Source organism: Pararoseomonas sp. SCSIO 73927 (assembly GCF_037040815.1).
Taxonomy (GTDB): domain Bacteria; phylum Pseudomonadota; class Alphaproteobacteria; order Acetobacterales; family Acetobacteraceae; genus Roseomonas.
In genome coordinates this window covers 1319567-1340229 of the sequence record NZ_CP146232.1, presented here as the reverse complement: position 1 = coordinate 1340229, position 20663 = coordinate 1319567, and the positions used below count along the sequence as shown (strand labels likewise).

Sequence of the window (20663 nt, the reverse complement as noted above, 5' to 3'; positions counted from 1 at the left end):
GCTGGAGGACCGTTCGATAATGGCCGAGCTCCCGACAGCAATCCGTCCTGCCTATGCGCGTCGCTGCGCGCAGGAGGGCTGAGCCGTGGCCACCTCCATCACGCGCGCGCTCGGGGCCTTCGCCAGCGGCCTGCGATTCGAAGAAATCCCGGCGGAAGCCTCGGCCATCGCCCGGACGGGCTTCGTGGATTGCGTCGGCGTGATGATCGCCGGCCGGGAGGAGCCGGTCGTCGGTATCCTGCGCGACGCGCTCGACGTCGCCGGGCCGCGGGGCGAGGCGGCCCTGACCTTCGGCCCCCTGCGCGCACCGGCCCCCGAGGCGGCCCTCATCAACGGCACCGCCGCCCACGCGCTCGACTACGACGACGTGGCCCTGCGCGGCCATCCCAGCGCCGTGCTCGTCCCGGCAATCCTGGCGGAGGGCGAGGCGCTCGGCGCCACGGGGGCGGAGATGGTCGCAGCCTATGTCGCGGGCTACGAGGTCTGGGCGGAGCTGATCGCCCACGACGAGGACTTCCACCACGAGAAGGGATGGCACCCGACCGGCGTGTTCGGCGCTGTCGGCGCGGCCGCGGCCTGCGCCAGGCTGCGCGGGCTGGACGCGGAGCGGGCGGCCCACGCCGTCGCGCTCGGCGCCTCGCAGAGCGCAGGGCTGGGCGCCAACTTCGGCACGATGACGAAGCCCTTCCACGCCGGGCGCGCGGCGCAGGCGGGCGTGATGTCGGCCCGCCTAGCGCAAGCGGGGATGACGGCCTCTCTCGACGCCATCGAGCACCCGCGCGGCTTCCTCTACGCCATCTCCCCGCACGGCCGGATGAAGGATCTGGACGCACCGAGCCGGGGCTTCGGCCAGGACTGGCTCATCCTGGAGCACCGGCTGAGCATCAAGAAGTTCCCGATCTGCTACTGCGGCCACCGCGCGACCGACGCGATGCTCGCCCTGCTCGCGCGCCGGCCCCTTGGAGCGGAGGAGATCGACACGATCGAGGTGGTCACGAGCCGCGCCCATGCCGGAACGCTCCGCAACGCCATGCCCGCGACCGGGCTGGAGGCAAAGTTCAGCGCGCAGTTCGACATGGCGGCCGCGGTGATCGCCGGGAAGGTCGGGTTAACGGAGCTGACCGACGCTTTCGTGCAGCGCCCGGAGGTGCGGGCGCTGATGGCGCGCGTCACCGTCTCATCCACCGACGAGGCGGATCCGGCCCTGCCGGGGGCCGCGCCCTTCGATACGGTGCGGGTGGCGCTGCGGAACGGCGAGCGGCTGGAGGAATCCGTCCGGCGCGCGCGCGGCCACGCCGCCGTGCCGCTGACCGATGCCGAGCTGCGCGCGAAGTTCATGGACTGCCTGGCCTCCGTGGGAGAGGGCCGGCGCGCGCCCGCGCTCTTCGATCGGCTGAACGACATCGCGACGCTCGGCGCGGCGACGGAGCTGGAGGCGGCCTGAGCGCAGCCCCGCCACCAGCGGTTTACAGCCCGGACGGGTTGGGCCTAGCGTGGGACAGTAGCGAGAAAGCAACTCGCATAGCAAATGAGGGGGCGGTTCCGGCCGGCTCTTCTCCGGGAGAAGCGTTTGATCCAGCCAGTAAACCCCGGTGCTCACCTGACGGGGTGCGCGCGATGAGCGGGCCCCTCGCAGGCCTTCGGGTGGTCGAGGTCGGTGTTGCCATGGCCGGTCCCTACTGCGCGATGACGCTCGGCGACTTCGGCGCCGAGGTGGTGAAGATCGAGCGTGTCGGTGCCGGGGACGACAGCCGCTCGTGGCCGCCGCACTTCTTCGGCGCCATGGGCTACTATTACGGTTCCGCCAACCGCAACAAGCGCAGTGTCGCGATCGACCTGAAGACGCCAGAGGGCGCGGGCGTCGCGCGGCGGCTGATCAAGGGCGCGGATGTCCTTGTAGACAATTACCGGATCGGCGCGCTCGCGCGGGCCGGGCTGGACTGGGAGGGCCTGCAGGCCGCGAACCCGCGCCTGATCTACTGCGCCATCAGCGGCTTCGGCGCCACCGGTCCGCGGGCGGAGGAGCCCGCGAACGACCTTTTCATGCAGGCCTATGCCGGCGGCATGAGCATTACAGGCGAGGAGGGCGGCGGCCCGGTGAAGATGGGCATGTCGGTCGCGGATATTGGCGCGGGCATGCTCGCCACCATCGGCGTGATGATGGCGGTGGAGGCGCGGCATCGCACCGGGCGCGGGCAGCGCGTGGACACCTCGCTGCTTGAGGGACAGATGTCGATGCTTGCCCACTTCGTCACGCGCTACTTCGCCTCCGGCGAGGTGCCGGGGCCGAGCGGCAGCGGCGCGCTGACCAGCCCGACATACCGCGCCTACCGCGCCGCCGACGACTGGATCGTCATCTCTGCCTTCAATCAGCGCATGTGGCGCGGCCTCTGCGCGGCGCTGGAGAGGCCGGAGTGGGTGGACGATCCGCGCTTCGCCGACGCCGCGCTGCGCGTGGCGAACAGGTTGCAACTGATCGACCTCATCGGCGCCGCGGTCGCGACACGCCGCGTGGCGGAATGGGAGATGCTGCTGAGATCGAACGAGGTTCCGTGCTGCCCGATCAACCGCATCGACAGGGTGGTGGCGGAGGAGCAGGTCGCGGCGCGCGGGATGGTGGCGGAGATCGACCTGCCCGGCCTGGGCGCCATGCGGATGGCGGGCCTTCCCGTGAAGCTCAGCGAGACGCCCGCCGCTATCGGCCTGCCGCCGCCGCGCCTGGGCCAGCACACGGCCGAGGTGATGCGCGACGCCGGCTACGCGGATGAGGAGATCAACGCCCTCGCGAGGCGCGGCGCCATCGGCCTGGACGAGGGCTGGCGCGACGGAGACCAGCCGAGCCGCACCGGCTGAGCGCGATGCGGCCGGGAGAAGAGGAGGAGGATCGGGCATGACGCTGCTGACGGACGAGGTGCGGTCCTACATCGGGCGGGAGGGGCCGGCCTTCGCGGCCTGCGACGCCGTGGAGGCCGGTGCGGTCCGCCGCTACGCTCAGGCCATCATGGATCCGGATCCGGCCTACGCCTCGGACCGGGAAGGATTGCGCTACGGCGGGGCGGTGGCGCCGCCGCTCTATCCCTCCTTCATGTTTCGCACGCCCTTCGGCACCCCCGACGTTCTGACGGAGCGCGCGCACGATCCCGACTTCGACGGCATCGTGATGGGCGTGGGGAACGGCCTCCCGGAGCTGCCCCTGCACGGCCTGGCGCTGCTGAACGGCGGCGCGGAGGTGGAGTTCTTCGCCTATGCCCGCCACGGCGAGCGCGTGCTGCAGAAGTCCCGCATCGCGGATATTCAGGAGAAGCAGACGAAGTCCGGACCGATGCTCCTCGTGATCTTCGAGACGGAGTTCACGAACGAGGCGGGCCAGCTCCTGCTGCGCTCCCGCAAGACCATCATCCGGCGGTGAGCGGCATGCGCGAGAGGATCGATTTCGAGGACGTCTCCGTCGGTGACGCCGTGGGACCGCTCGGCAAGGGGCCGTTCACCACGCCGCACCTGATGCGATGGTCGGCGGCGATGGAGAACTGGCATAAGATCCACTACGACCAGCCCTTCGCCACCGGGCACGACAAACTGCCGGGCCTGCTCATCAACGGCTCGCTGAAGCAGCAGTTCATCGCGCAACTCCTGAAGGACTGGGCAGGGCGCGACGGCTGGATGTGGAAGGTGAATTTCCAGTTCCGCGCCATGAACGTGGCGGGGGAGACGCTCTCCGTCTGGGCCAGGGTCACGGGCAAGCGCGAGATGCCGGATTACGGCCTCGTTGATCTGGATGTCGGCATCAGCAACGAGAAGGGAGTGGAATCCACGCCGGGCACCGCCGTGGTCGCGCTGCCCTACCGCGGGCGGGCGCCGGTGCCCTATCCCTTCGTGCCGCCCGCGGCCGGCTGACCCGTGGAACGGCCCGCAGCCCCCGGGAACGCCCGGGGCCTGCGGCGATGCCCAGCGCGGCGGAACGGATTGACTTGCTCCACTGCCGTCTCGCCCGGCACCTCCGGGGCACCGAGGAGAAGATCCTGAAAGCCCCCGAACGGGAGGAACGAACGATGCGGCGAAGGCAATTCCTGTGCGCGGGCGGCGGCCTGCTGCTACCGGCCGGCCAGGGCCGCGCGGCCGGGCCCTGGCCCACGCGGCCGTTGCGGCTGCTGGTTCCCTACGCGCCCGGCGGCGGCGCCGACATCCTCGCCCGCACCGTCATGCGCCACGTCTCGGAGCGGCTGCAGCAGCCGATCGTGGTCGAGAACCGCGGCGGCGCGAACACCATCATCGGCACCCAGCAGATCGTCCAGTCGGCGCCGGACGGCTACAACTTCGTCGTCGGCACGTCCTCGCTGGCGATGAATCCTTTCCTCTACCGACGCCTTCCATTCGAGGCGGAGCGCGACCTGGTGCCGGTGGCGCTGCTGGCCACGGTGCGCTTCGTGCTGGTGGTGAACCCGCTGCTTCCAGTGCGCTCGGTGCAGGACCTTGTCGCCCACGGCCGCGCGGCGCCGGGCGGGCTGATCTTCGGCTCCTACGGGGCGGGCAGCACGGCGCATCTCACGGGGCTGCTCTTCGGCCGGGCGGCCGGGGTCGAGGTGACGCATGTCGCCTATCCCGGCTCGTCGCCCGTGCTCATCGACCTCATGGCCGGGCGGCTCGCCTTCGCTTTCAGCACCATCCTCCCCGCCGTGCCGGAGATCGGGAACGGGCGCCTGCGCGCCCTGGCGGTCACGACGCCGGAGCGGGTGAACGCCCTGCCGCACTTGCCGACGATGCAGGAGGCCTGGATGCCCGGTTTCGAGGCGGCCGGCTGGAACTCCGTCCACGCCCCCGCGGGAACGCCCGAGGCGGCGCTGCAGCGGATGAGCGCCGAGATGCTGGCCTCGCTGGACATGCCGGAGGTCCGCCGCTTCTTCGGGGAGCAGGGCTACGTCATCCCGCCCGCCGAGCGGAACACCCCGGCCGCCCTCGCCGCCCTGCAGCGGAGCGATGCCGGGAAGTGGGGCCGAATCATCGAGGACGCCTCGGTCCGGCTGGATTGACCTCCGGCGCATCTTCTTGACCCCCCGATCCGGGATCGTCTACCGTCGGAAAAGGATAAGGTATTCGCGGTGCGATTAGCGGGATCCCTCCCTGCAAGGCGGCACGCGACGGGGCGGGGCTTACCCGGCCCTGCATAACGGGGAATGCCATGAATTTCGGTTACACGCCCGAGCAGGAGGCGCTGCGGCGCGAGGTCAACGCCTTCATTGCGGAGCATGTCACGCCCGAGGTGCTCCACGACAAGGAGGCCCAGGACGACCAGATGCACGGCTCCGGCGTGGCCGACCCCTTCGGTCCGAACATGCGGGAGCTCTACGGCAAGCTGCACGCCCGCGGCTGGCTCGGCATCGCCTACCCCAGGGAGTACGGCGGGCAGGGCGGCGACCGCATCAGCCAGTACATCGTGGAGGAGGCCTTCATGCGGGTCGGCCTCAACATCAGCCTCAGCGGCAGCGGCGCGCCGGCGATCATGGCGGCCGGCACCGAGGAGCAGAAACGCTACTACATCCCGCGCCTGATCAGCCGCGAGATTACCTTCGCCCTTGGCTTCACCGAGCCGCATGCGGGCGCCGACCTCGCCAATATCCGCTGCCGCGCGACGCGGGACGGCGACCACTTCGTGATCAACGGCCAGAAAATCTACACCACCTCCGGCCATCTCTCCTCCCACATTTACCTGATGGCGCGCACGGACCCGAGCCTGCCGAAGCGCGAGGGACTGTCCATCTTCATCTTCCCCATGGACACGCCGGGCATCACCGTGCGGCCGCTCTGGTCCATCCAGAACAACCCGCGCGCCCCGCTCGGCACCACCTATGGCGAGGCGCGGACGAACGAGACCTTCTTCGACAACGTGCGCGTCCACGAATCCACGCTGCTGGGCGGGGAGAACAAGGGCTGGAAGGTGGCGGCGGATGGCCTCAACCTCGATCGTGTCGGTGCCTTCCGCTACGTCATGTCGATCCGGCGCGACGAGGACATGGTCAACTGGGTCAAGACCACGGAGCTGGAAGGCTATGTGGACAACCCGGCGATCCGCGACAAGGTGGCGGAGCTGTGGATTGAGGCGCAGGTCTGCCGCCTTATGACAATGCGGAGCATGTCCATCGTCCAACGCGGCCGCGACTTCACCTATGAGGGCTCTGCCGAGAAGGTCTGGGCCCCCGAGCACGGCGTCCGCACGACGGAGGCGATCACGCAGATGCTCGGCCCCTACGGCCAGCTCCTGCGCGGCTCGCCGTACGCGGTGGAGGACGGGGTCTTCGCGCACAACGTCCTCGGCGCCTTCCAGTCCGGCGTGAACCACGGCGGCGTTACCATCATGCGGGACCAGGTGGCGCGCCGCGGCCTGGGCCTGCCGGCCATGCGCCGGCCCAAGGCCGCGGCGAACTGACGGCCCCTGACAGAACGAGATGACGGACCGCTGACATGGATGTCCTGCTGACCGACGAACAGGAGATGATCCGCGAGACCGCGCGGAGCTTCCTGGAGGGCGAGTGCACGCCGCAGCTCGTGCGCGCGATGGAGGCCGACCCGCTCGGCTACCCGCCGGAGCTCTGGCGCAAGGCGGCGGAGCTGGGCTGGCAAGGCCTCTCGCTCCCCGAGGCCTATGGCGGCTCGGAAATGCCGCTCGTCTATCTCGGTCTTGTCCTCCAGGAGGTCGGGCGCGCCGTCGCGCCTCTGCCCTTGCACAGCACCGCCGTCGCGGCGCTCACGATTGCCGAGGCCGGCAGCAAGGCGCAGTGCGAGGCGATCCTGCCCGGCGTGGTGTCGGGCGACACGATCCTGACCTGGGCCTTCACCGAGGAGGACCCGCGCCTGCGGCCGGAGGCCGTGGCCATGAACGCCGTGCAGGAGGGCGATCACTACCTCCTCTCCGGCCGCAAGATGTTCGTGGACGACTTCGTCGCTGCGGACAAATTCCTCGTCGTATGCCGCACCGCGCCGGCGCGCAGCGGCAGCGCCGGCCTCTCGCTCCTTCTCGTGGATACGAAGGCGGAGGGCCTCTCGCACAAGCCCCTGACCACCACGGCCAAGGACAAGCAGAGCGAGGTCACCTTCAACCGCGTCCGCGTCCCCGTGGCCAACCTGGTCGGCCGCGCGGGCGAGGCCTGGCCGGTGGTGGAGCGGATGCTGGACCGCGCGGCGGCACTGCTCTGCGCGCAGATGCTCGGTGCCGCGCGCAAGGACGCCGAGATGGCCTTCGACTACGCCAAGATGCGCGAGGCCTTCGGCCAGCCCATCGGTGCTTTCCAATCCATCCAGCACATATGCTCGGACATGGTCATCTGGATCGACGGCGGCGAGCTGCTGACCTACGAGGCGCTGTGGCGGATGGACGAGGGCCTGCCGCACGCGGTCGAGGTCTCCCAGGCGAAGGCCTTCTGCAACGAGAAATGCCTTGCCTCCGCCCGCAACGCGCAGATCATCCATGGCGGCATCGGCTTCATGATGGAGCTGGACCTGCACCTCTGGTACCGGCGTATCGCCGCTTGGGGCATGCGCCTCGGCACCACCTACGACCATCGCGCGCGGGTCGCGGCGGCGCTGATCGACTTCCCCGGCGAGGTCGTGCTCGGCCAGCCCGTTCCCGTGGCCGGTGCGGCCGCGGAGCCGGAGCGGGAGCGCAGGGTGGCCTGAACCCCCGCAGTTCCCCGCCCCGGCGGTCCGGGGCGGGGACCGGCATCGTCAGGTCTGGATCTTCGCCCGCCGGATGATGTCCACCAGCTTGGTGACGGATATATCGAAGCTCACCTTGGCCTGGGCGGGCGTCATCGGCTCGGCGGGCACGAAACCCTGCTCCTCCAGAAGCTTACGCAGCTCGGCATCGCCGAGCGACTTCACCACCGCGTCGTTCAGCCGCTGCAGCCGGTCGGCGGGTACGCCGCTGGGCGCGAACATCACGTTCATGCTGACGCACTCGTAGCCCGGAACCCCCGCCTCCTCGATCGTCGGCACGCCCGGCAGGGCCGAAAGGTGCTGGCGCCCCGTCAGCCCCAGCGGCCGCAGCCGCCCGGCCTCGATTGCCGGCAGGGCAGGGGGAATGGTGCAGAAGCTCATGGCGACGCGCCCGCCCATCACGTCGTTCAGCCCGGGCGCCGTTCCGTTGTAGGGGATGTGCACCGTCTCCGTGCCGGCGAGCAGGTTGAACATCTCGGCCGCAAGGTGCCCGGCCCCGCCGACGCCGAAGGAGGCGTAGTTCAGCACCCCTGGCCGCTCCTTCGCGTAGGCGATCAGCTCCCTCACATTGTGGACGGGGAGCTTCGCGTTCACCACCAGCAGGTACGGCACGATGGTCAGCACCGCGACGGCGGTGATGTCGCGCTCCGCGTCGTAGGGCGTGCGGGTGCCCAAATGCGGCATCAGCGCCAGCTGCGTGCCGCCCGACAGCACCGTGTAGCCATCCGGCTCGGCGCGCGCGACGTACTCCGTCGCGAGCATGGTGGAAGCGCCCGGCCTGTTCTCGACAACCGTGGGCTGGCCCGTGTGGGTCGAGAGTCGGGTACCGAAGGCGCGCGCCATGAGATCGACAGAGCCGCCCGGTGTGTACGGCACGATCAGCCGGACCGGCCGGCTCGGGAAAGCCTCCCGCTGTGCCTGCGCGCCCGCGGCGTGTCCCAGCGTGGCCAGGCCGGCAGCAGCCGCGAGTTGGCGTCTTGTCAGCATGCAACCTTCTCCTCCCTGTCGCCGCCCCATCGAGGAGGCAGGCGTCAACCCGAGAATTCATCCTGCGAGTTGATTGTTCGAGATTCAGATTGCCTTGTCTGCGGCAAGGTGATCAACGACTTTGCAGTCCTGATCCCTATCCGAGACACGGCCGGCAGCCGGTTCGGGCAGGGGCTTCAAAGCACGGGGAGCAAAGCCATGTCCGACATTCCGAAGCGCGTCCACATCCAGGAGGAGGGACCGCGCGAGGGCTTCCAGATCGAGCCCGGCCCGATCGCTACCGCCGACAAGATCCGCCTGATCGAGGCGCTGGCCGAGACGGGGCTGGACCACATCCAGGTCTGCTCCTTCGTCAGCCCCAAGATCGTGCCGGGCTGGGCGGACGCCGAGGACACGGTGGCAGGGTTCAAGGCGAAGCCCGGCGTCCGCTACACGGCGCTGTGGTTCAACGAGAGCGGATTGAACCGCGCGCTCGCGTTCCGAGACAAGCTCGCCATCTCCGGCTCGATCTCGCTCACCGCGAGCGAGGGCTTCACGAAGAAGAACCTCAACCGCACGCATGAGGAGAACCTCGCGGCGATGCGGAAGCAGACCGCGCTGCACCTCTCCCACGACGTACCCGTGCGGCGGATCGGCGTGATGGCGGCCTTCGGCTGCAACTACCAGGGCGACATCTCGCCCGCGCAGGTGATCTCTACGGTCGAGGACGGGCTCGCTATCGCCGCCGAGGCCGGGGCGGAGATCACGGACATCTCGCTCGCGGACACGATGGGCTGGGCCATGCCCGCGCGGATCGAGCGCGTGCTCGGCGAAGTGCGGTCCCGCTGGCCGGAGAAGCGCGTCACGCTCCACCTGCACGACACGCGCGGCCTGGCGGTGGCCAACGCGCACGCCGCGCTGAAGATGGGCATTGACCGCTTCGACACCACGGTAGGCGGACTCGGGGGCTGCCCCTTCGCCGGCCAGAAGGGTGCCGCGGGCAACATCTGCTCGGAGGAGCTGGTGCTGCTCTGCCACGAGATGGGGATCGAGACCGGCGTGGACCTCGACGCGCTGATCGAAGTGGGGCGCATGGCCGAGGCGATCGTCGGCCACCAGCTGCCGAGCGAGCTGATCCACGCAGGCAGCCTGGACGCCTTCCGCAAGGCGGCCTGAAGGAAGGGGGCGGCCCGTCCGCCCCCGGACCTACTGCGGCGTCAGCCCGAGGGAGCGCACCACCTCCACCTTTTCGGCGTTGTCTCGCCGGGCCTGGGCGGTGAAGGCCTCGCGCCCGGAATACAGGATGGGCTCGCCCAGGCGGCCCATCACCGCGCGGAAGGAGGCCTCCTCGGTCCCCTTGCGGCACAGCTCGTCCAGCCGCGCCGTGACCGCGGCCGGCGTCCCGCGCGGCACGGTGATCCCCGCCAGCACGGGCTGCAGCGTCGGCAGGCCCAGCTCCCGCGTGCTCGGCACATCCGGCGCGGCCACGCTGCGCTCATCGCCGAACACGGCGAGCAGCCGCACCGGCTTGCCGCGCGCGCCTCCCACCGTGCCCATGCCGAAGTCCAACCGGCCGCTCAGCAGCTCCGGGTAGATCGGCGTCTCCCCGCGGAAGGGCACGTCCGTCACGCGCAGGGAAAGGCCGCGCACGATGTTGGCGAAGGAGAGGTGCCCGAGGCTGTTCGTCCCGAAGTGCCCATAGGTCATCGTGTCCGGCCTTGCGCGAATGGTGGCGACGAGATCCGGCATGGTGCGGTGCGGGGAGCCCTCCGCCACCACCACGGCGAGCACGTTCTCGAAGACGCGGCAGACGTACTCGAATGATTCCACGTCGAAGGGCACGTTGCGCACGGTATGTGCCGCGGTGGTGATCGGCGTGATGGGCCCGAAGCCGATGGTCAGGCCGTCCGGCCTGGCCGAGGCCACCGCCTGCGCCCCGACGATGCCCGAGGCGCCGTCGCGGTTCACCACCACGAAGCGCCCCTCGGACAGGTCCGACATGGCCTGGGCCAGGGCGCGGCCGATCGTGTCCACCACGCCGCCCGCCTGCCAGGACACCACCACCTGCACGGGCCGGTCCGGGTAGGGCGCCACCGGCTGCGCCGCGGCCGTGCCGTACCAGGCGGCCCAGGCCACCGCCGCGGCCAGGGCGGCCCTCAGGATGCACCTCATACGCTCCTCCTCTCCAGGGGGTCTTGCGCCCCTCCGAGCTGTCACGCGTCCTTCCTGCTCTCCGCCACCACTTTCGCCGCGATCAGCGCCTCGATCGCCGCCTCGTCATGGCCCGCCTCCGCCAGGATTTCCCGGCTGTCCTGGCCCACTCCCGGCGCGGGCCGGCGCACGGCGCCCGGCGTCCCGGAGAGACGCGGCACGACGTCTGGCACCGTCACCTCCCCCAGTTCCGAATCCTCCACCGCGCGGAACACCCCGCGGGAGAGGACGTGGGGATCGGCCGCGAGGCCCGCGGCATCGAGGATCGGCGCGGCGGTCACCCCCGCCGCGTCCAGCGTCGCCCAGGCCTCCGCGGCGCTCCGGGTGGAGAGCCAAGCGGTGATCTCCGCCTCCAGCGCCTCCACGTGCTCCAGCCGCGCAGTGTTCGTGACGAAGCGCGGGTCGGACTTCATCTCCGGCCGCCCCATCGCGTCGAACAGCTTCTCCGTCATGGATTGCATGGGCGCGGAGATGGTCAGCCAGTTGCCGTCGCCGGCCAGGAAGGTGTTGCGCGGGGCGGCCGAGGCGCCCTGGCTGCCCGTGCGCCCGCGCACGGTGCCCTTGAAACCCTGCAGCACCGCGTCAGCGCCGAACATCGCCACCATCGGCTCCAGCAGCGAGAGGTCCACGACCTGTCCCCGGCCGCCCGCCTCCCGCGCGCGCACGGCCGAGACGGTGGCGAAAGCGCCCATCATGCCCGCCACCATGTCGGCCAGTGGGAAGCTCGGCAGCAGCGGCGGGCGGTCGGGAAAGCCGTTGCGCGAGGCGAAGCCGGACAGGCCCTCGATCAGCGACCCGTAGCCCGGCCGCATCCGGTACTCCCCCGACTGCCCGAAGCCCGAGATGCGGACGATGACGAGCTCAGGGTGTCGCTCCAGCAGCATGGCCGGTGCCAGGCCCCAGCGCTCCAGCGTGCCGGGGCGAAAGCCCTCCACCAGCACGTCCGCCCGCGCCGCCAGGTGCTCCAGCACCGCCCGCCCCTCGGCGGAGCGCAGGTCGAGCGCGATGCTGCGCTTGTTGCGCCCGTACACCTTCCAGTGCGCGGCGATGCCGTCCGCGATCCAGGCGCGGAGCGGGTCGCCCGGCCCCGGCTCCTCCACCTTCACGACGTCGGCGCCGAAGTCGCCCAGCAGCATCGTCAGCATGTTGCCGCAGACGAGCCGCGACAGGTCGAGAACCCGTATGCCACGGAGGGGTCCCTCCGCCGTCTCTTCCGTCATCGCGTCAGCCCTCGAACAGCGGCTCGGGAACGCCCCGCACGCCGAGGCCATGGAGCGCGAGGAGAGCGCCGGCCAGCGGCTGCCGCGCCCGCTCCGCCTCGCCCAGGAACACGGTGCCGGAGGTGACGTAGAGCACGTCGAGGTCCGGTCCGCCGAAGTTGCACATGGTGGGGTGCGAGACGGGCAGCCGCACGATGCGGTCCAGCCGCCCCTCCGGATCGAAGCGCCCGATCGCGCCGTCCCCGATCAGGGCGCACCAGTAGTAGCCCTCGGCGTCGAAGGTCGCGCCGTCCACGCGCCAGGGCAGGCCGGCGGTCGAGAGGAAGACGCGCCTGTCGGCGATCCGCCCGCTCTCGATGTCGAAATCGTAGCGCCACACCGTCTCCCCGCGGCTGTCGCCAAAGATCATCGTCCGGTCGTCCGGGCTGAAGGCCATCCCATTGGACACGATGAAGCCCGTATCCATCCGCTCGCACGTCATGTCCGGGGAGAGGCGGAACAGCGATCCTCCGGGGTTCTCGTCGCCCGGGTCGCGCGAGCCGCACCAGTAGCGCCCGCGCCGGTCGCAGCGGCCGTCGTTCAGCCGGTTCTCCGGCTTGTCCGGTTCCGGGTCCAGCACCGGCGTCACCGCCCCCGTTTCCAGGTCCACCGCGGCGAAGCCCTGCTTCAGCCCGGCCACCACGCCGCCCCCGCGCCGGAACACGAAGGAGCCGATGTTGTTCGGCATGGTCCAGCGGCGGACCGTGCCGTCCGCCTCCAGCCGCTGCAGCGCGGGATATCGCGTGTCCACCCAGTAGAGGCGTCGCTCCGCCGGGTGCCACATCGGGCTCTCCCCGACGATGTCGGCGCCCTCGTGCACGACCTCGATTTCGGGCTGCGGAAGCTTCGGCATCCGTTCCTCCGGGCCTATCGGGCGCCGGCCGGCCCCATGCCGGCCTGCCAGGTGGAGGGGGCGCTTCCGAAGCCGGACCTGTCCCGCTTCTCCAGCCAGTACCCGTAGGCGGGTGGGATCGCGGTGAAGGCGTCGGGCGCGCCGAGCTTCTGCGCGGCGTCCAGTGGCCAGTTCGGGTTGTGCAGCATCTCCCGCCCGATCGCGACGAGGTCCGCGCTGCCCTCTTGCAGGATCGCCTCCGCCTGGTCGGCATGGACGATCAGCCCCACTGCCATGGTCGCCACCCCGGCCTCGGCCCGGATCCGGGCGGCGTGCGGCACCTGGTAGCCCAGCCGCGGCCGGTCCGCCTCGGTGATGGAGCGCGCCGTCATCCCACCCGTGCTGCAGTCGATCACGTCCACGCCCTTGGCGTGCAGCGCGCGCGCAAGCGCCACCGTCGCCTCGATCGTGCCGCCATCCTCATCGATGGCGGAAACGCGGAAGAACAGCGGCTTCTCCGCGGGCCAGTGCCGCCGCACCTCCTCGACCACCTCCACCGCAAAGCGCATCCGCTTTTCCGGAGAGCCGCCATAGGCGTCGTCCCGTCGATTAGCGGCCGAAGAGAGGAACTGGTGCAGTAGGTAGCCGTGCGCGCCGTGCACCTCCAGCACGTCGAAGCCGGCGCGGTGCGCCCGGCCGGCGGCGGCGCCCCAGGCGGCCACCATGTCCTGGATTTCCGGCAGGGTGAGGGCGCGCGGCACCGCGGCCGCCGGGCTCGCGGCCACGGCGCTCGGCGCCACCAGCTCCCAATCCCCGTCATCCTCCAGTCCGGGATGGCTGGCCAGCGGGGCGCGCCCCTCCCAGGGCACGGAGTTGCGGGCCTTTCGGCCGGAATGGCCGAGCTGGATCCCGATCGCCGCGCCGTGGCCCTTCACGAAGCGGGTAATACGCTCGAGCCCCGGGATGAACTCGTCTTTCCACAGGCCGGGGTCGCGCGGCGTGGTGCAGCCGCGCGGGTCAACCTTCGTGGACTCCATGAAGACCAGCCCCGTACCCCCCACCGCGAACCTGCCGAGATGCATCAGGTGCCAGTCCGTCACGTGGCCGCGCTCCGCGGCGTAGGTGAGCATGGGGGAGAGGACGATCCGGTTCCGTAGGACCAGTCCGCGCAGCGCGAAGGGTTGGAGAAGGAGTGGAGCCTGCTGCATGGACGCGTCCGTCTCCCTCTTCCTCCAGGGGGTAAGGCGGCCATGTCCCGTTCAGGACGCCGCGCCTCCCCTGTGCCAGGCCGTGCTTTACTCGCATGACGAATTGTGTAATCGAAGCGCCGCGATGCTACCGCGCTCGCGGACCGTTCGTAAACCGCCACGGCCCTGCCGTATCCGGAGACCGCTTCTTGGCCTCGATCAAACCTCCCCCGACAAGCGCGGACGAGAAGAAGGACCGGCAGTTCGTCACGGCCCTCTCCCGCGGGCTGCAGCTTCTGCAGTGCTTTACGCCGCAGCGGCCGGAGATGAGCGGCTCCGACCTTGCGCGGCTCACCGGGCTGCCTCAGCCGACCGTGTGGCGGCTCTGCCACACGATGATCGAGATGGGCGTGCTGGTCACGGTCTCCGGCGACAAGATGCGGCCGGGGCTGGCGGCGCTCCGGCTCGGGCACAGCGCCATCGCGGGCCTCGGCATCGCCGAGACGGCGCGGCCGCACCTGCAGGAACTGGCGGATACTTTCGAGGGCGCGGGCGGGCTCGCGACGCGCGAAGGGATCGAGATGGTAATCCTGCAGCGGTGCGAGAGCGACAACCGGCTGCTGATGAATCTTCACGTCGGCTCGCGCGTGCCGCTCTCCACTTCGGCGCTCGGCTGGGCCTGGCTTGCCGGCGTCTCCGAGGAGGAGCGCGCTCGCGCCGTCGGTGAGATGGAGGCCAGGGATGGCGGACGCTGGGGGAAGGCAAAGGCAGGCTTTGCGCTCGCCCTGGAGGAGTTCCGGCAGCGCGGCTTCATCATCAATGCCGGGGTTCTTCACAAGGGCTACAATACGGCCGCGGCGCCGGTAGTGGCCCCGGATGGGTCGGTGCCCTTCGCGATCAACTGCGGTTCGGCCGCCGTCACCTTGTCCGCGGCCCGTCTGCGCTCCGACGTCGGTCCGCGCCTGGCGCGGCTCGCGGAGGCGTTGCAGCACGCGGCGATCCCGAAAAGGACGAAAGGCGTGTCCCCGACGGGAGATCGCCCCGGCCGAAGGGGGATAGCCTGAAGCCTGTCACGGAACGAGCGGCCGCTCCGCTCTGCCAGGACCGTGCTCGGCACTGCGGGTCCTTCGGGCGCACGACCGGGTCATGGTAGCGCCGGTTGGCGAGCGGCCGGACCTGCGGCGCACCTTTGGGCTGCCCGGGATGCTGCACTCTCCCTACCAGCCCCGCGGCCTCTTTCAGCCCGAGGCTTTCCTTCCAGCGAAGTCGCCTCGCGACAGCCTCCGCCATGGTCGGCTCGATCTCGGCGTCGCGCACGGCCTCACATCTCCCGCCTCCGTCGAAGGAAGCGCTTTGGCCTGTGCACGAACAGGTGCTGGCCCTGAATTGAGAGCATAAGCGGTTGCGGCTCGGACTGTGGGCAGACTGTTCCGATTAGTCCGGCACAACGCGCGCTTGTCGCGTGTACCGGCTGCATGCGACGGCTCGTGCCTGCCGCAGCAACTCCTATTGAACCTCTACTTTGCCGATCCTGGCTGCCTCGATCCAAAGTGCGAGGTCGCGTGCTAGGAACGTGCTGAACTGGGCCGGAGTGAGATCGGGGATCTCGCCGCCAGCATGTACGATCCGCTCGGTGATCCGAGGCGTGCGGAGCGCCGCACGGATGGCCTGGTTTAACGTGGTGAGGACAGGCAGCGGAATTCCCGCTGGCCCGAGCACGCCGAACCAGGCCGCCGCTGTCTGAACCTGCGGGACTGTTTCCGACAGGGACGGAATGTCGGGCAAAGATGCCAGCCGGTTCCTCGATGTGACCGCGAGCGCACGGACACGTCCGTCCCGGAGCAGGGGGGCGGCGACATCCACCGGTGCGAACATCGCATCCACATGGCCCGCGACAACATCGACCAGCGCCGGCGCCGTGCCGCGAAACGGCACTTCCGGCCCTGACAGGCCGAGCGCCGACCGGAACAGGACGGTCTGCATGTGCAGAGAGCTGCCTACCCCGCCAATGGCGAAGCTGTAGCGGTCGCGTCGGGCACGTGCCGCGGCGAGGAAGCTTGCGATGTCCGCCTCCCGCACGCCCGCTCCGACGACCAGCACGCTCGCATTGAGCTGCGCAAGCAGCGCAACGGGGGTGAAGTCCTCGAGCGGCCGATAGGGAACCTGGCGCATGATGGCCGCGTTCAGGGTGTGGCTCGTGAACGCGACCAGCAAGGTCCCGCCATCGGGCGCTGAACGTGCGACGTGCTGCGCCGCCACGTTCCCTCCTGCCCCCGCGCGGTTCTCGACGGCAACACTGCGCCCGAGTTGCTCCCGCAATACGTCGGAAACATCGCGGGCGAGGGTGTCCGTCGTGCCGCCCGGGGCGGCACCCACCACGAGCGAGATGACCGGCGGAAGAGGCGCCTGCTGCGCTCGCGCGGGTTGGCGGGGCCCGGCCGCGGTGGCGAAGGGCACTCCCAGGGTCGTTGCTATCAGGGTGCGGCGTGTGGCGTTCGGCATGTCCTGTTTGGCTCCTCCCAGCGCGCGCCCCGGTACTGGCCTGGGGCGGTTCGTCCCGGGAAACGATCGTGACGCATCCACGAGCCCGGTGCCAGCCGCCGTGTCGTGAGGACTCGCTGGTGCCGGGACGGGGGCGACGTCGACGGGCCGCGCCAGGGCTGCCCCTGTACTCAGGCCGCGTCACGCCGGATCGGCCCGGGCCTGCCGGCGGGATGCGCCTGCAGCGTGACCGGCCTCACGGCGTCATTGACAGCCGTAAGAATGGATGTCCTAGTTTTAGTACCTGTGGAGGACTAGCCCGAAGGATGCGCAGCTTTCGTTCTCCAGAGGCGGCGTTCCCGCGGGCTGACCTGTTCGGGTCCTGCCGGCGGCCCGGCTGTTCCGGCCTTGGGGTGCACACATGATCGACTTCGCGCCCGACGATGCCCAGCTGGCTGTCCTCGACTCCGTCGATCGCTTCCTCCGGAACCGTCTCCCGGTCGATGAGATCCGGCGGCGTGACCGGATGCACATCCCTCCCTACGACCTTTTGCCTGAGATGGGTGATCTGGGCCTCTTCCGCCTGGCTTTGCCGGAGGAGCATGGTGGCCTCGGGATGGATTGGCGCAGCGTCATGCTGGTTCAGGAGAAGCTCGGACGGCACGCCTACATGGTGGCATCGATCTTCAACCGCGTGGTGGGCTTCGGCATCGCGTCCGTCCTCGGGTACGGAACTGCAGAGCAACGCGAGGCGCTTCTTCCCAGGCTCGCAGATGGGCAACTGCTGATCGCCCTCGCCCTGACCGAGCCGGAAGCGGGGACGGATGCCTGCGCCATCCGGACGCGCGCGGTGCCCGTGCCTGGCGGCTGGCGGATCAATGGCCGCAAGACCTGGATCAGCGACGCGCGATGTGCGGACTACCTGCTCGTTCCGGTTCGAACCGCGGCGGACAGCAGCGGCACCAAGGGCATCTCCCTGCTTCTCGTCCCGCCCTCGACCGCCGGGGTCAACATGACCTTGCTCGAGAAGATCGGGAACAACTGCATGCCGTCCTGGGACATCGGCTTCGACGACGTCTTCGTGCCGTCCGGGAACCTGATGGGGCAGGAGGGCGAGGGCTTCCGCCACATGATGTCAACGCTTCACAACTCGCGTGCCTCCATGGCGGCCACCGTTACCGGCTGCGCCCAGGCCGCGGTCGATTGTGCCGTCGCTCACGCGAAGGAACGCGCCCAGTTCGGCCGCCCCATCGGAAGCTTCCAGTCCGTGCGTCACCGGCTGGCGAACATGCAGATGCGGGTCGACCAATCGCGCCTGACGGTCTGGCACCTGGGTTGGCTCCTCGCTACTGGGCAGAGGGCGCAGCGCGAGGCCTCGGCCGCGAAGATCATCGCCACCGAGACACTGCAGTACGTCACCCATCACGGCATGCAGATCCTCGCCTCCGCCGGATACTCGGCGGAAAGCGACATGCAGCGCTTCTGGCGTGACGGGCGCCTCTACACCTTCGGCGAAGGTGCCAACGAAATCCAGCGCGAGATCGTCGCGCGCGAACTTGGCCTTTGAGAGAGCACCGCGATGACCGATGAGGTTTGGGCGATCGACGCCGTCGTCAACATCTGGACAGAGGAGGCGCTGGCCGGGCGCCCCGAGCGGGCGGGCTTCTATCGCAGCAAGATCGGCGTTGATGCGGAAACCTTCCAGGGCATCTCGCTCGAGGAGATGCTCCACCGCATGGACAAGGCGCGCATCGAGCGCGCGTTCCTGATCGCTGCGAAGGTCGGCACGCTGGGGCACCCTGCCTGCTACCACGTTCCCTACGCGCTGGTGGCCCAGGCCGTGAAAATGCATCCCGACCGGTTCAGCGCACTGGCCGGCCTTGATCCGACCGAGGGGATGGACGGCGTTCGTGCCCTGGAGCGCGCGGTGCAGGACCATGGGTTCATCGGCGCCCACTTCTACCCGCACTGGTTCGAGCTGCCGCCGGACCATGCCAAGTGGTACCCTTTCTACGCGAAATGCGTGGAACTGGACATTCCCGTCCAGCTCCAGGTCGGTCAGTCCCTTGTCTATGACCCGCGCTACCCGCGGCGTTCCGTCGGCCGACCGATCACCCTAGACGCCGTCGCCTGCGACTTTCCCGAGCTAAAGATCATCGGGATCCATCTCGGCGTGCCCTGGATGGATGAGATGATCGCCATGGCGTGGAAGCACGCGAACGTCTTCATCGGCACCGATGCCCACAGCCCGCGCTACTGGCCGCCCTCGCTCATTCACTACATGAACACCTACGGCCGGGAGAAGGTCATCTTCGGGACGGATTTCCCCGTCCTGGCATTCGAGCGCACGCGCGACGAGATCGAGGCCCTTCAGTTGAGGCCCGAGGCGAAGCGAGCGGTCCTGCGAGAGAATGCGCGCCGTATCTACAAGCTGGATTGAGGGCCGCGGAGATGGTCATGAATCTAGCCGATGCGCTCGCCCATCATGTCCGGGCGCGGCCCGACCGGCCGGCGCTCATCCATGGCGGCCGTACCATCCTCTATCGTGACCTCGATGGGCTCGTCCGGCGCTGGGCGGCTCATCTGTCCTCGCTCGGGCTGGAGCGCGGTGATGTTCTCGGCATCGCGCTCAAGGACACGGCTGATCACGTCCTGGCGCTCTATGCCTCCGCCCGGCTGGGGACCATTACCCTGCCGATCGACGTGCGGTGGACAAGGGCCGAGATGCAGTCCGTCGCCGCCCGCTTCCGGGCCAAGCGCGTCCTGGTCGAAGGTGATGCGTTACCCATCGAAGGGCTCGACTGTGTCCCAGTCGACCGGGCCTTCCTCGATGCCGTCGCCTCGGCCCGGACCGACATGCAGTTCCCCGCGGGTGCCGCTTGCGGCGAGATGCCCCTTCTGGTCTCGCTTTCGTCCGGAACGACCGGCCGCCCCAAGGGCCCGGTCGTCACGCACTACCAGTTCCTCCGACGCTTCTGGACGCATTGGATCGATCTCGGCCTGGATGCCAAGCAGGTCTATGTGTCGGCCACGCCGCTCTACTTCGGCGGCGGGCGCACCTTTGCCATGTCGCAGCTGTTCTGTGGCGGCACGGTCGTGCTCTTTCCTCCGCCTTATAAGCCGGAGGACCTCGTTCGCGAGGTCGAGTTCCGCGAGGCGACGAGTTGCTTTCTTGTGCCGACCCTGATCCGCCGGCTGCTCGACCTTGCGCCGGACAAGCTGCTTCCCATGAGGCGCCTGTCACTTCTCCTGTCCTCGGGCGCTCCTCTCCATGCCAATGAGCGCGCGATGATCCGCGATCGTATCTCGGCGGGATTCCACGAGTACTACGCTTCGACCGAGGGAGGAGGCGTCTCGCTCCTTCGTCCTCAGGATGTCGACCGCCACGCGGACTCCGTGGGCCGCCCCGTCTTCGGCGTCGAGGTCCGCGTCCAGGACAATGATGGCCGCCCTCTGCCCCCCGGCGAGGTGGGCCGCCTGGCCTATCGCGGCCCGGGTGTCGCCAGCGGCTTCTTCGACGACGCCGAGGCGGATGCCGATGCCTTCCAGGACGGGTGGTTCCTGCCCGGTGATCTGGCCACCATCGATCAATCCGGTTTCATCCGCCTGCGCGGCCGTGGGAAGGACATGATTATCCGCGCTGGCGTGAACATCTATCCGATGGAGATAGAGGCACTCCTCTCCTCGCATCCGGCTGTGCATGACGCGGTTGTCGTCGGATGGCCGGCACGGGAGATGGGTGAGGAGGTCGCGGCCTTCATCCTGCCGCGTGGCCCGCTCGACCTGGCCGAGCTTCACAAGCTCTGCGCGGACCGACTGGCCTCCTACAAGCGGCCGCGAGAGTTCTTCCTGGTGACGGACCTGCCGCGCAACGCCTCTGGCAAGATCTTGAAGGCGGAACTGGCCAAGAGCCTCCCACCGATCCGATGAGAGGCAGGTCTTGGGCATCCCCTTCGACCGTCTCGAATTGTCGGCCGCATCACTGCTACGCGGCGCCGAGGCTCCCGGCGCCATGCGTGA

Annotated in this window: 18 protein-coding genes; 12 read left to right on the top strand and 6 right to left on the bottom strand. The window is 69.6% G+C overall.

The window, feature by feature from the left end; all coding sequences use genetic code 11:
* The first annotated feature begins 85 nt into the window (after positions 1-85).
* The 7 genes from VQH23_RS06360 to VQH23_RS06330 all read left to right on the top strand — a co-directional run bounded on the left by VQH23_RS06360 (position 86) and on the right by VQH23_RS06330 (position 7668).
* Positions 86-1444 carry an MmgE/PrpD family protein gene (locus VQH23_RS06360; RefSeq protein ID WP_338664791.1) on the top strand — a complete coding sequence of 453 codons (1359 nt, stop codon included), beginning with the start codon at positions 86-88 and terminating at the stop codon, positions 1442-1444.
* Between the two features lie 173 nt (positions 1445-1617).
* On the top strand, positions 1618-2853 hold the full coding sequence (locus tag VQH23_RS06355) for a CoA transferase (RefSeq protein ID WP_338664790.1): 1236 nt from the start codon (positions 1618-1620) through the stop codon (positions 2851-2853).
* 37 nt (positions 2854-2890) lie between these two features.
* Positions 2891-3409: a MaoC family dehydratase N-terminal domain-containing protein gene (locus tag VQH23_RS06350; RefSeq protein WP_338664789.1), complete on the top strand. Its 519-nt coding sequence runs from the start codon at positions 2891-2893 to the stop codon at positions 3407-3409.
* Positions 3406-3894, top strand: coding sequence for a hypothetical protein (locus VQH23_RS06345; protein WP_338664788.1), 489 nt, complete (start codon positions 3406-3408; stop codon positions 3892-3894). Before VQH23_RS06350 ends, VQH23_RS06345 begins: the two co-directional genes overlap by 4 nt.
* A gap of 155 nt (positions 3895-4049) precedes the next feature.
* Positions 4050-5027, top strand: coding sequence for a tripartite tricarboxylate transporter substrate binding protein (locus VQH23_RS06340; protein WP_338664787.1), 978 nt, complete (start codon positions 4050-4052; stop codon positions 5025-5027).
* Positions 5028-5176: 149 nt separating this feature from the next.
* Positions 5177-6421 (top strand): acyl-CoA dehydrogenase family protein, encoded by a 1245-nt coding sequence (locus VQH23_RS06335; protein WP_338664786.1) that lies wholly within the window; start codon positions 5177-5179, stop codon positions 6419-6421.
* Positions 6422-6456: 35 nt separating this feature from the next.
* The gene (locus VQH23_RS06330) at positions 6457-7668 is read left to right on the top strand and encodes an acyl-CoA dehydrogenase family protein (protein ID WP_338664785.1); all 1212 of its coding nucleotides are present in this window, start codon (positions 6457-6459) and stop codon (positions 7666-7668) included.
* A gap of 48 nt (positions 7669-7716) precedes the next feature.
* On the opposite strand, the gene VQH23_RS06325 is transcribed toward VQH23_RS06330, so the two are convergent.
* Complete coding sequence (locus tag VQH23_RS06325) at positions 7717-8694, bottom strand: tripartite tricarboxylate transporter substrate binding protein (protein ID WP_338664784.1); 978 nt, start codon at positions 8692-8694, stop codon at positions 7717-7719.
* A gap of 198 nt (positions 8695-8892) precedes the next feature.
* Here VQH23_RS06325 and VQH23_RS06320 point away from each other — a divergent pair, with 198 nt between their 5' ends.
* Positions 8893-9849, top strand: coding sequence for a hydroxymethylglutaryl-CoA lyase (locus VQH23_RS06320; protein ID WP_338664783.1), 957 nt, complete (start codon positions 8893-8895; stop codon positions 9847-9849).
* A gap of 30 nt (positions 9850-9879) precedes the next feature.
* Here VQH23_RS06320 and VQH23_RS06315 read toward each other — a convergent pair whose 3' ends face one another.
* The 4 genes from VQH23_RS06315 to VQH23_RS06300 are packed head-to-tail and all read right to left on the bottom strand — an operon-like array spanning position 9880 to position 14183.
* On the bottom strand, positions 9880-10845 hold the full coding sequence (locus VQH23_RS06315; protein WP_338664782.1) for a tripartite tricarboxylate transporter substrate binding protein: 966 nt from the start codon (positions 10843-10845) through the stop codon (positions 9880-9882).
* A 41-nt stretch (positions 10846-10886) separates the two neighbouring features.
* Positions 10887-12104, bottom strand: a complete 1218-nt coding sequence (locus VQH23_RS06310; RefSeq protein ID WP_338664781.1) for a CoA transferase — start codon at positions 12102-12104, stop codon at positions 10887-10889.
* Positions 12105-12108: 4 nt separating this feature from the next.
* Positions 12109-12996 carry an SMP-30/gluconolactonase/LRE family protein gene (locus VQH23_RS06305; protein ID WP_338664780.1) on the bottom strand — a complete coding sequence of 296 codons (888 nt, stop codon included), beginning with the start codon at positions 12994-12996 and terminating at the stop codon, positions 12109-12111.
* A gap of 14 nt (positions 12997-13010) precedes the next feature.
* Entirely contained in the window at positions 13011-14183 is a 1173-nt protein-coding gene (locus VQH23_RS06300) for an NADH:flavin oxidoreductase/NADH oxidase (protein ID WP_338664779.1), read from the bottom strand.
* Between the two features lie 188 nt (positions 14184-14371).
* On the opposite strand from VQH23_RS06300, the gene VQH23_RS06295 reads away from it, so the two are divergent.
* Positions 14372-15226 carry an IclR family transcriptional regulator gene (locus VQH23_RS06295; RefSeq protein WP_338664778.1) on the top strand — a complete coding sequence of 285 codons (855 nt, stop codon included), beginning with the start codon at positions 14372-14374 and terminating at the stop codon, positions 15224-15226.
* Positions 15227-15668: 442 nt separating this feature from the next.
* Here the strand turns inward: VQH23_RS06295 and VQH23_RS06290 are convergent, their stop codons facing one another.
* Complete coding sequence (locus VQH23_RS06290; RefSeq protein ID WP_338664777.1) at positions 15669-16664, bottom strand: tripartite tricarboxylate transporter substrate-binding protein; 996 nt, start codon at positions 16662-16664, stop codon at positions 15669-15671.
* A gap of 400 nt (positions 16665-17064) precedes the next feature.
* On the opposite strand from VQH23_RS06290, the gene VQH23_RS06285 reads away from it, so the two are divergent.
* The 3 genes from VQH23_RS06285 to VQH23_RS06275 are packed head-to-tail and all read left to right on the top strand — an operon-like array spanning position 17065 to position 20573.
* Positions 17065-18210 carry an acyl-CoA dehydrogenase family protein gene (locus VQH23_RS06285; RefSeq protein WP_338664776.1) on the top strand — a complete coding sequence of 382 codons (1146 nt, stop codon included), beginning with the start codon at positions 17065-17067 and terminating at the stop codon, positions 18208-18210.
* Positions 18211-18222: 12 nt separating this feature from the next.
* On the top strand, positions 18223-19083 hold the full coding sequence (locus tag VQH23_RS06280) for an amidohydrolase family protein (protein ID WP_338664775.1): 861 nt from the start codon (positions 18223-18225) through the stop codon (positions 19081-19083).
* Positions 19084-19100: 17 nt separating this feature from the next.
* Positions 19101-20573 carry an AMP-binding protein gene (locus VQH23_RS06275; protein ID WP_338664774.1) on the top strand — a complete coding sequence of 491 codons (1473 nt, stop codon included), beginning with the start codon at positions 19101-19103 and terminating at the stop codon, positions 20571-20573.
* The last annotated feature ends 90 nt before the right edge of the window (positions 20574-20663 follow it).

Bases quoted from the DNA above. Each gene is read 5' to 3' on its own strand.
- VQH23_RS06320 (WP_338664783.1), top strand. From the start codon at position 8,893: ATGTCCGACATTCCGAAGCGCGTCCACATCCAGGAGGAGGGACCGCGC.
- VQH23_RS06305 (WP_338664780.1), bottom strand. From the start codon at position 12,996: ATGCCGAAGCTTCCGCAGCCCGAAATCGAGGTCGTGCACGAGGGCGCC.
- VQH23_RS06285 (WP_338664776.1), top strand. From the start codon at position 17,065: ATGATCGACTTCGCGCCCGACGATGCCCAGCTGGCTGTCCTCGACTCC.
- VQH23_RS06325 (WP_338664784.1), bottom strand. From the start codon at position 8,694: ATGCTGACAAGACGCCAACTCGCGGCTGCTGCCGGCCTGGCCACGCTG.
- VQH23_RS06350 (WP_338664789.1), top strand. From the start codon at position 2,891: ATGACGCTGCTGACGGACGAGGTGCGGTCCTACATCGGGCGGGAGGGG.
- VQH23_RS06315 (WP_338664782.1), bottom strand. From the start codon at position 10,845: ATGAGGTGCATCCTGAGGGCCGCCCTGGCCGCGGCGGTGGCCTGGGCC.
- VQH23_RS06355 (WP_338664790.1), top strand. From the start codon at position 1,618: ATGAGCGGGCCCCTCGCAGGCCTTCGGGTGGTCGAGGTCGGTGTTGCC.
- VQH23_RS06310 (WP_338664781.1), bottom strand. From the start codon at position 12,104: ATGACGGAAGAGACGGCGGAGGGACCCCTCCGTGGCATACGGGTTCTC.
- VQH23_RS06290 (WP_338664777.1), bottom strand. From the start codon at position 16,664: ATGCCGAACGCCACACGCCGCACCCTGATAGCAACGACCCTGGGAGTG.
- VQH23_RS06280 (WP_338664775.1), top strand. From the start codon at position 18,223: ATGACCGATGAGGTTTGGGCGATCGACGCCGTCGTCAACATCTGGACA.
- VQH23_RS06340 (WP_338664787.1), top strand. From the start codon at position 4,050: ATGCGGCGAAGGCAATTCCTGTGCGCGGGCGGCGGCCTGCTGCTACCG.
- VQH23_RS06300 (WP_338664779.1), bottom strand. From the start codon at position 14,183: ATGCAGCAGGCTCCACTCCTTCTCCAACCCTTCGCGCTGCGCGGACTG.
- VQH23_RS06330 (WP_338664785.1), top strand. From the start codon at position 6,457: ATGGATGTCCTGCTGACCGACGAACAGGAGATGATCCGCGAGACCGCG.
- VQH23_RS06335 (WP_338664786.1), top strand. From the start codon at position 5,177: ATGAATTTCGGTTACACGCCCGAGCAGGAGGCGCTGCGGCGCGAGGTC.
- VQH23_RS06275 (WP_338664774.1), top strand. From the start codon at position 19,101: ATGAATCTAGCCGATGCGCTCGCCCATCATGTCCGGGCGCGGCCCGAC.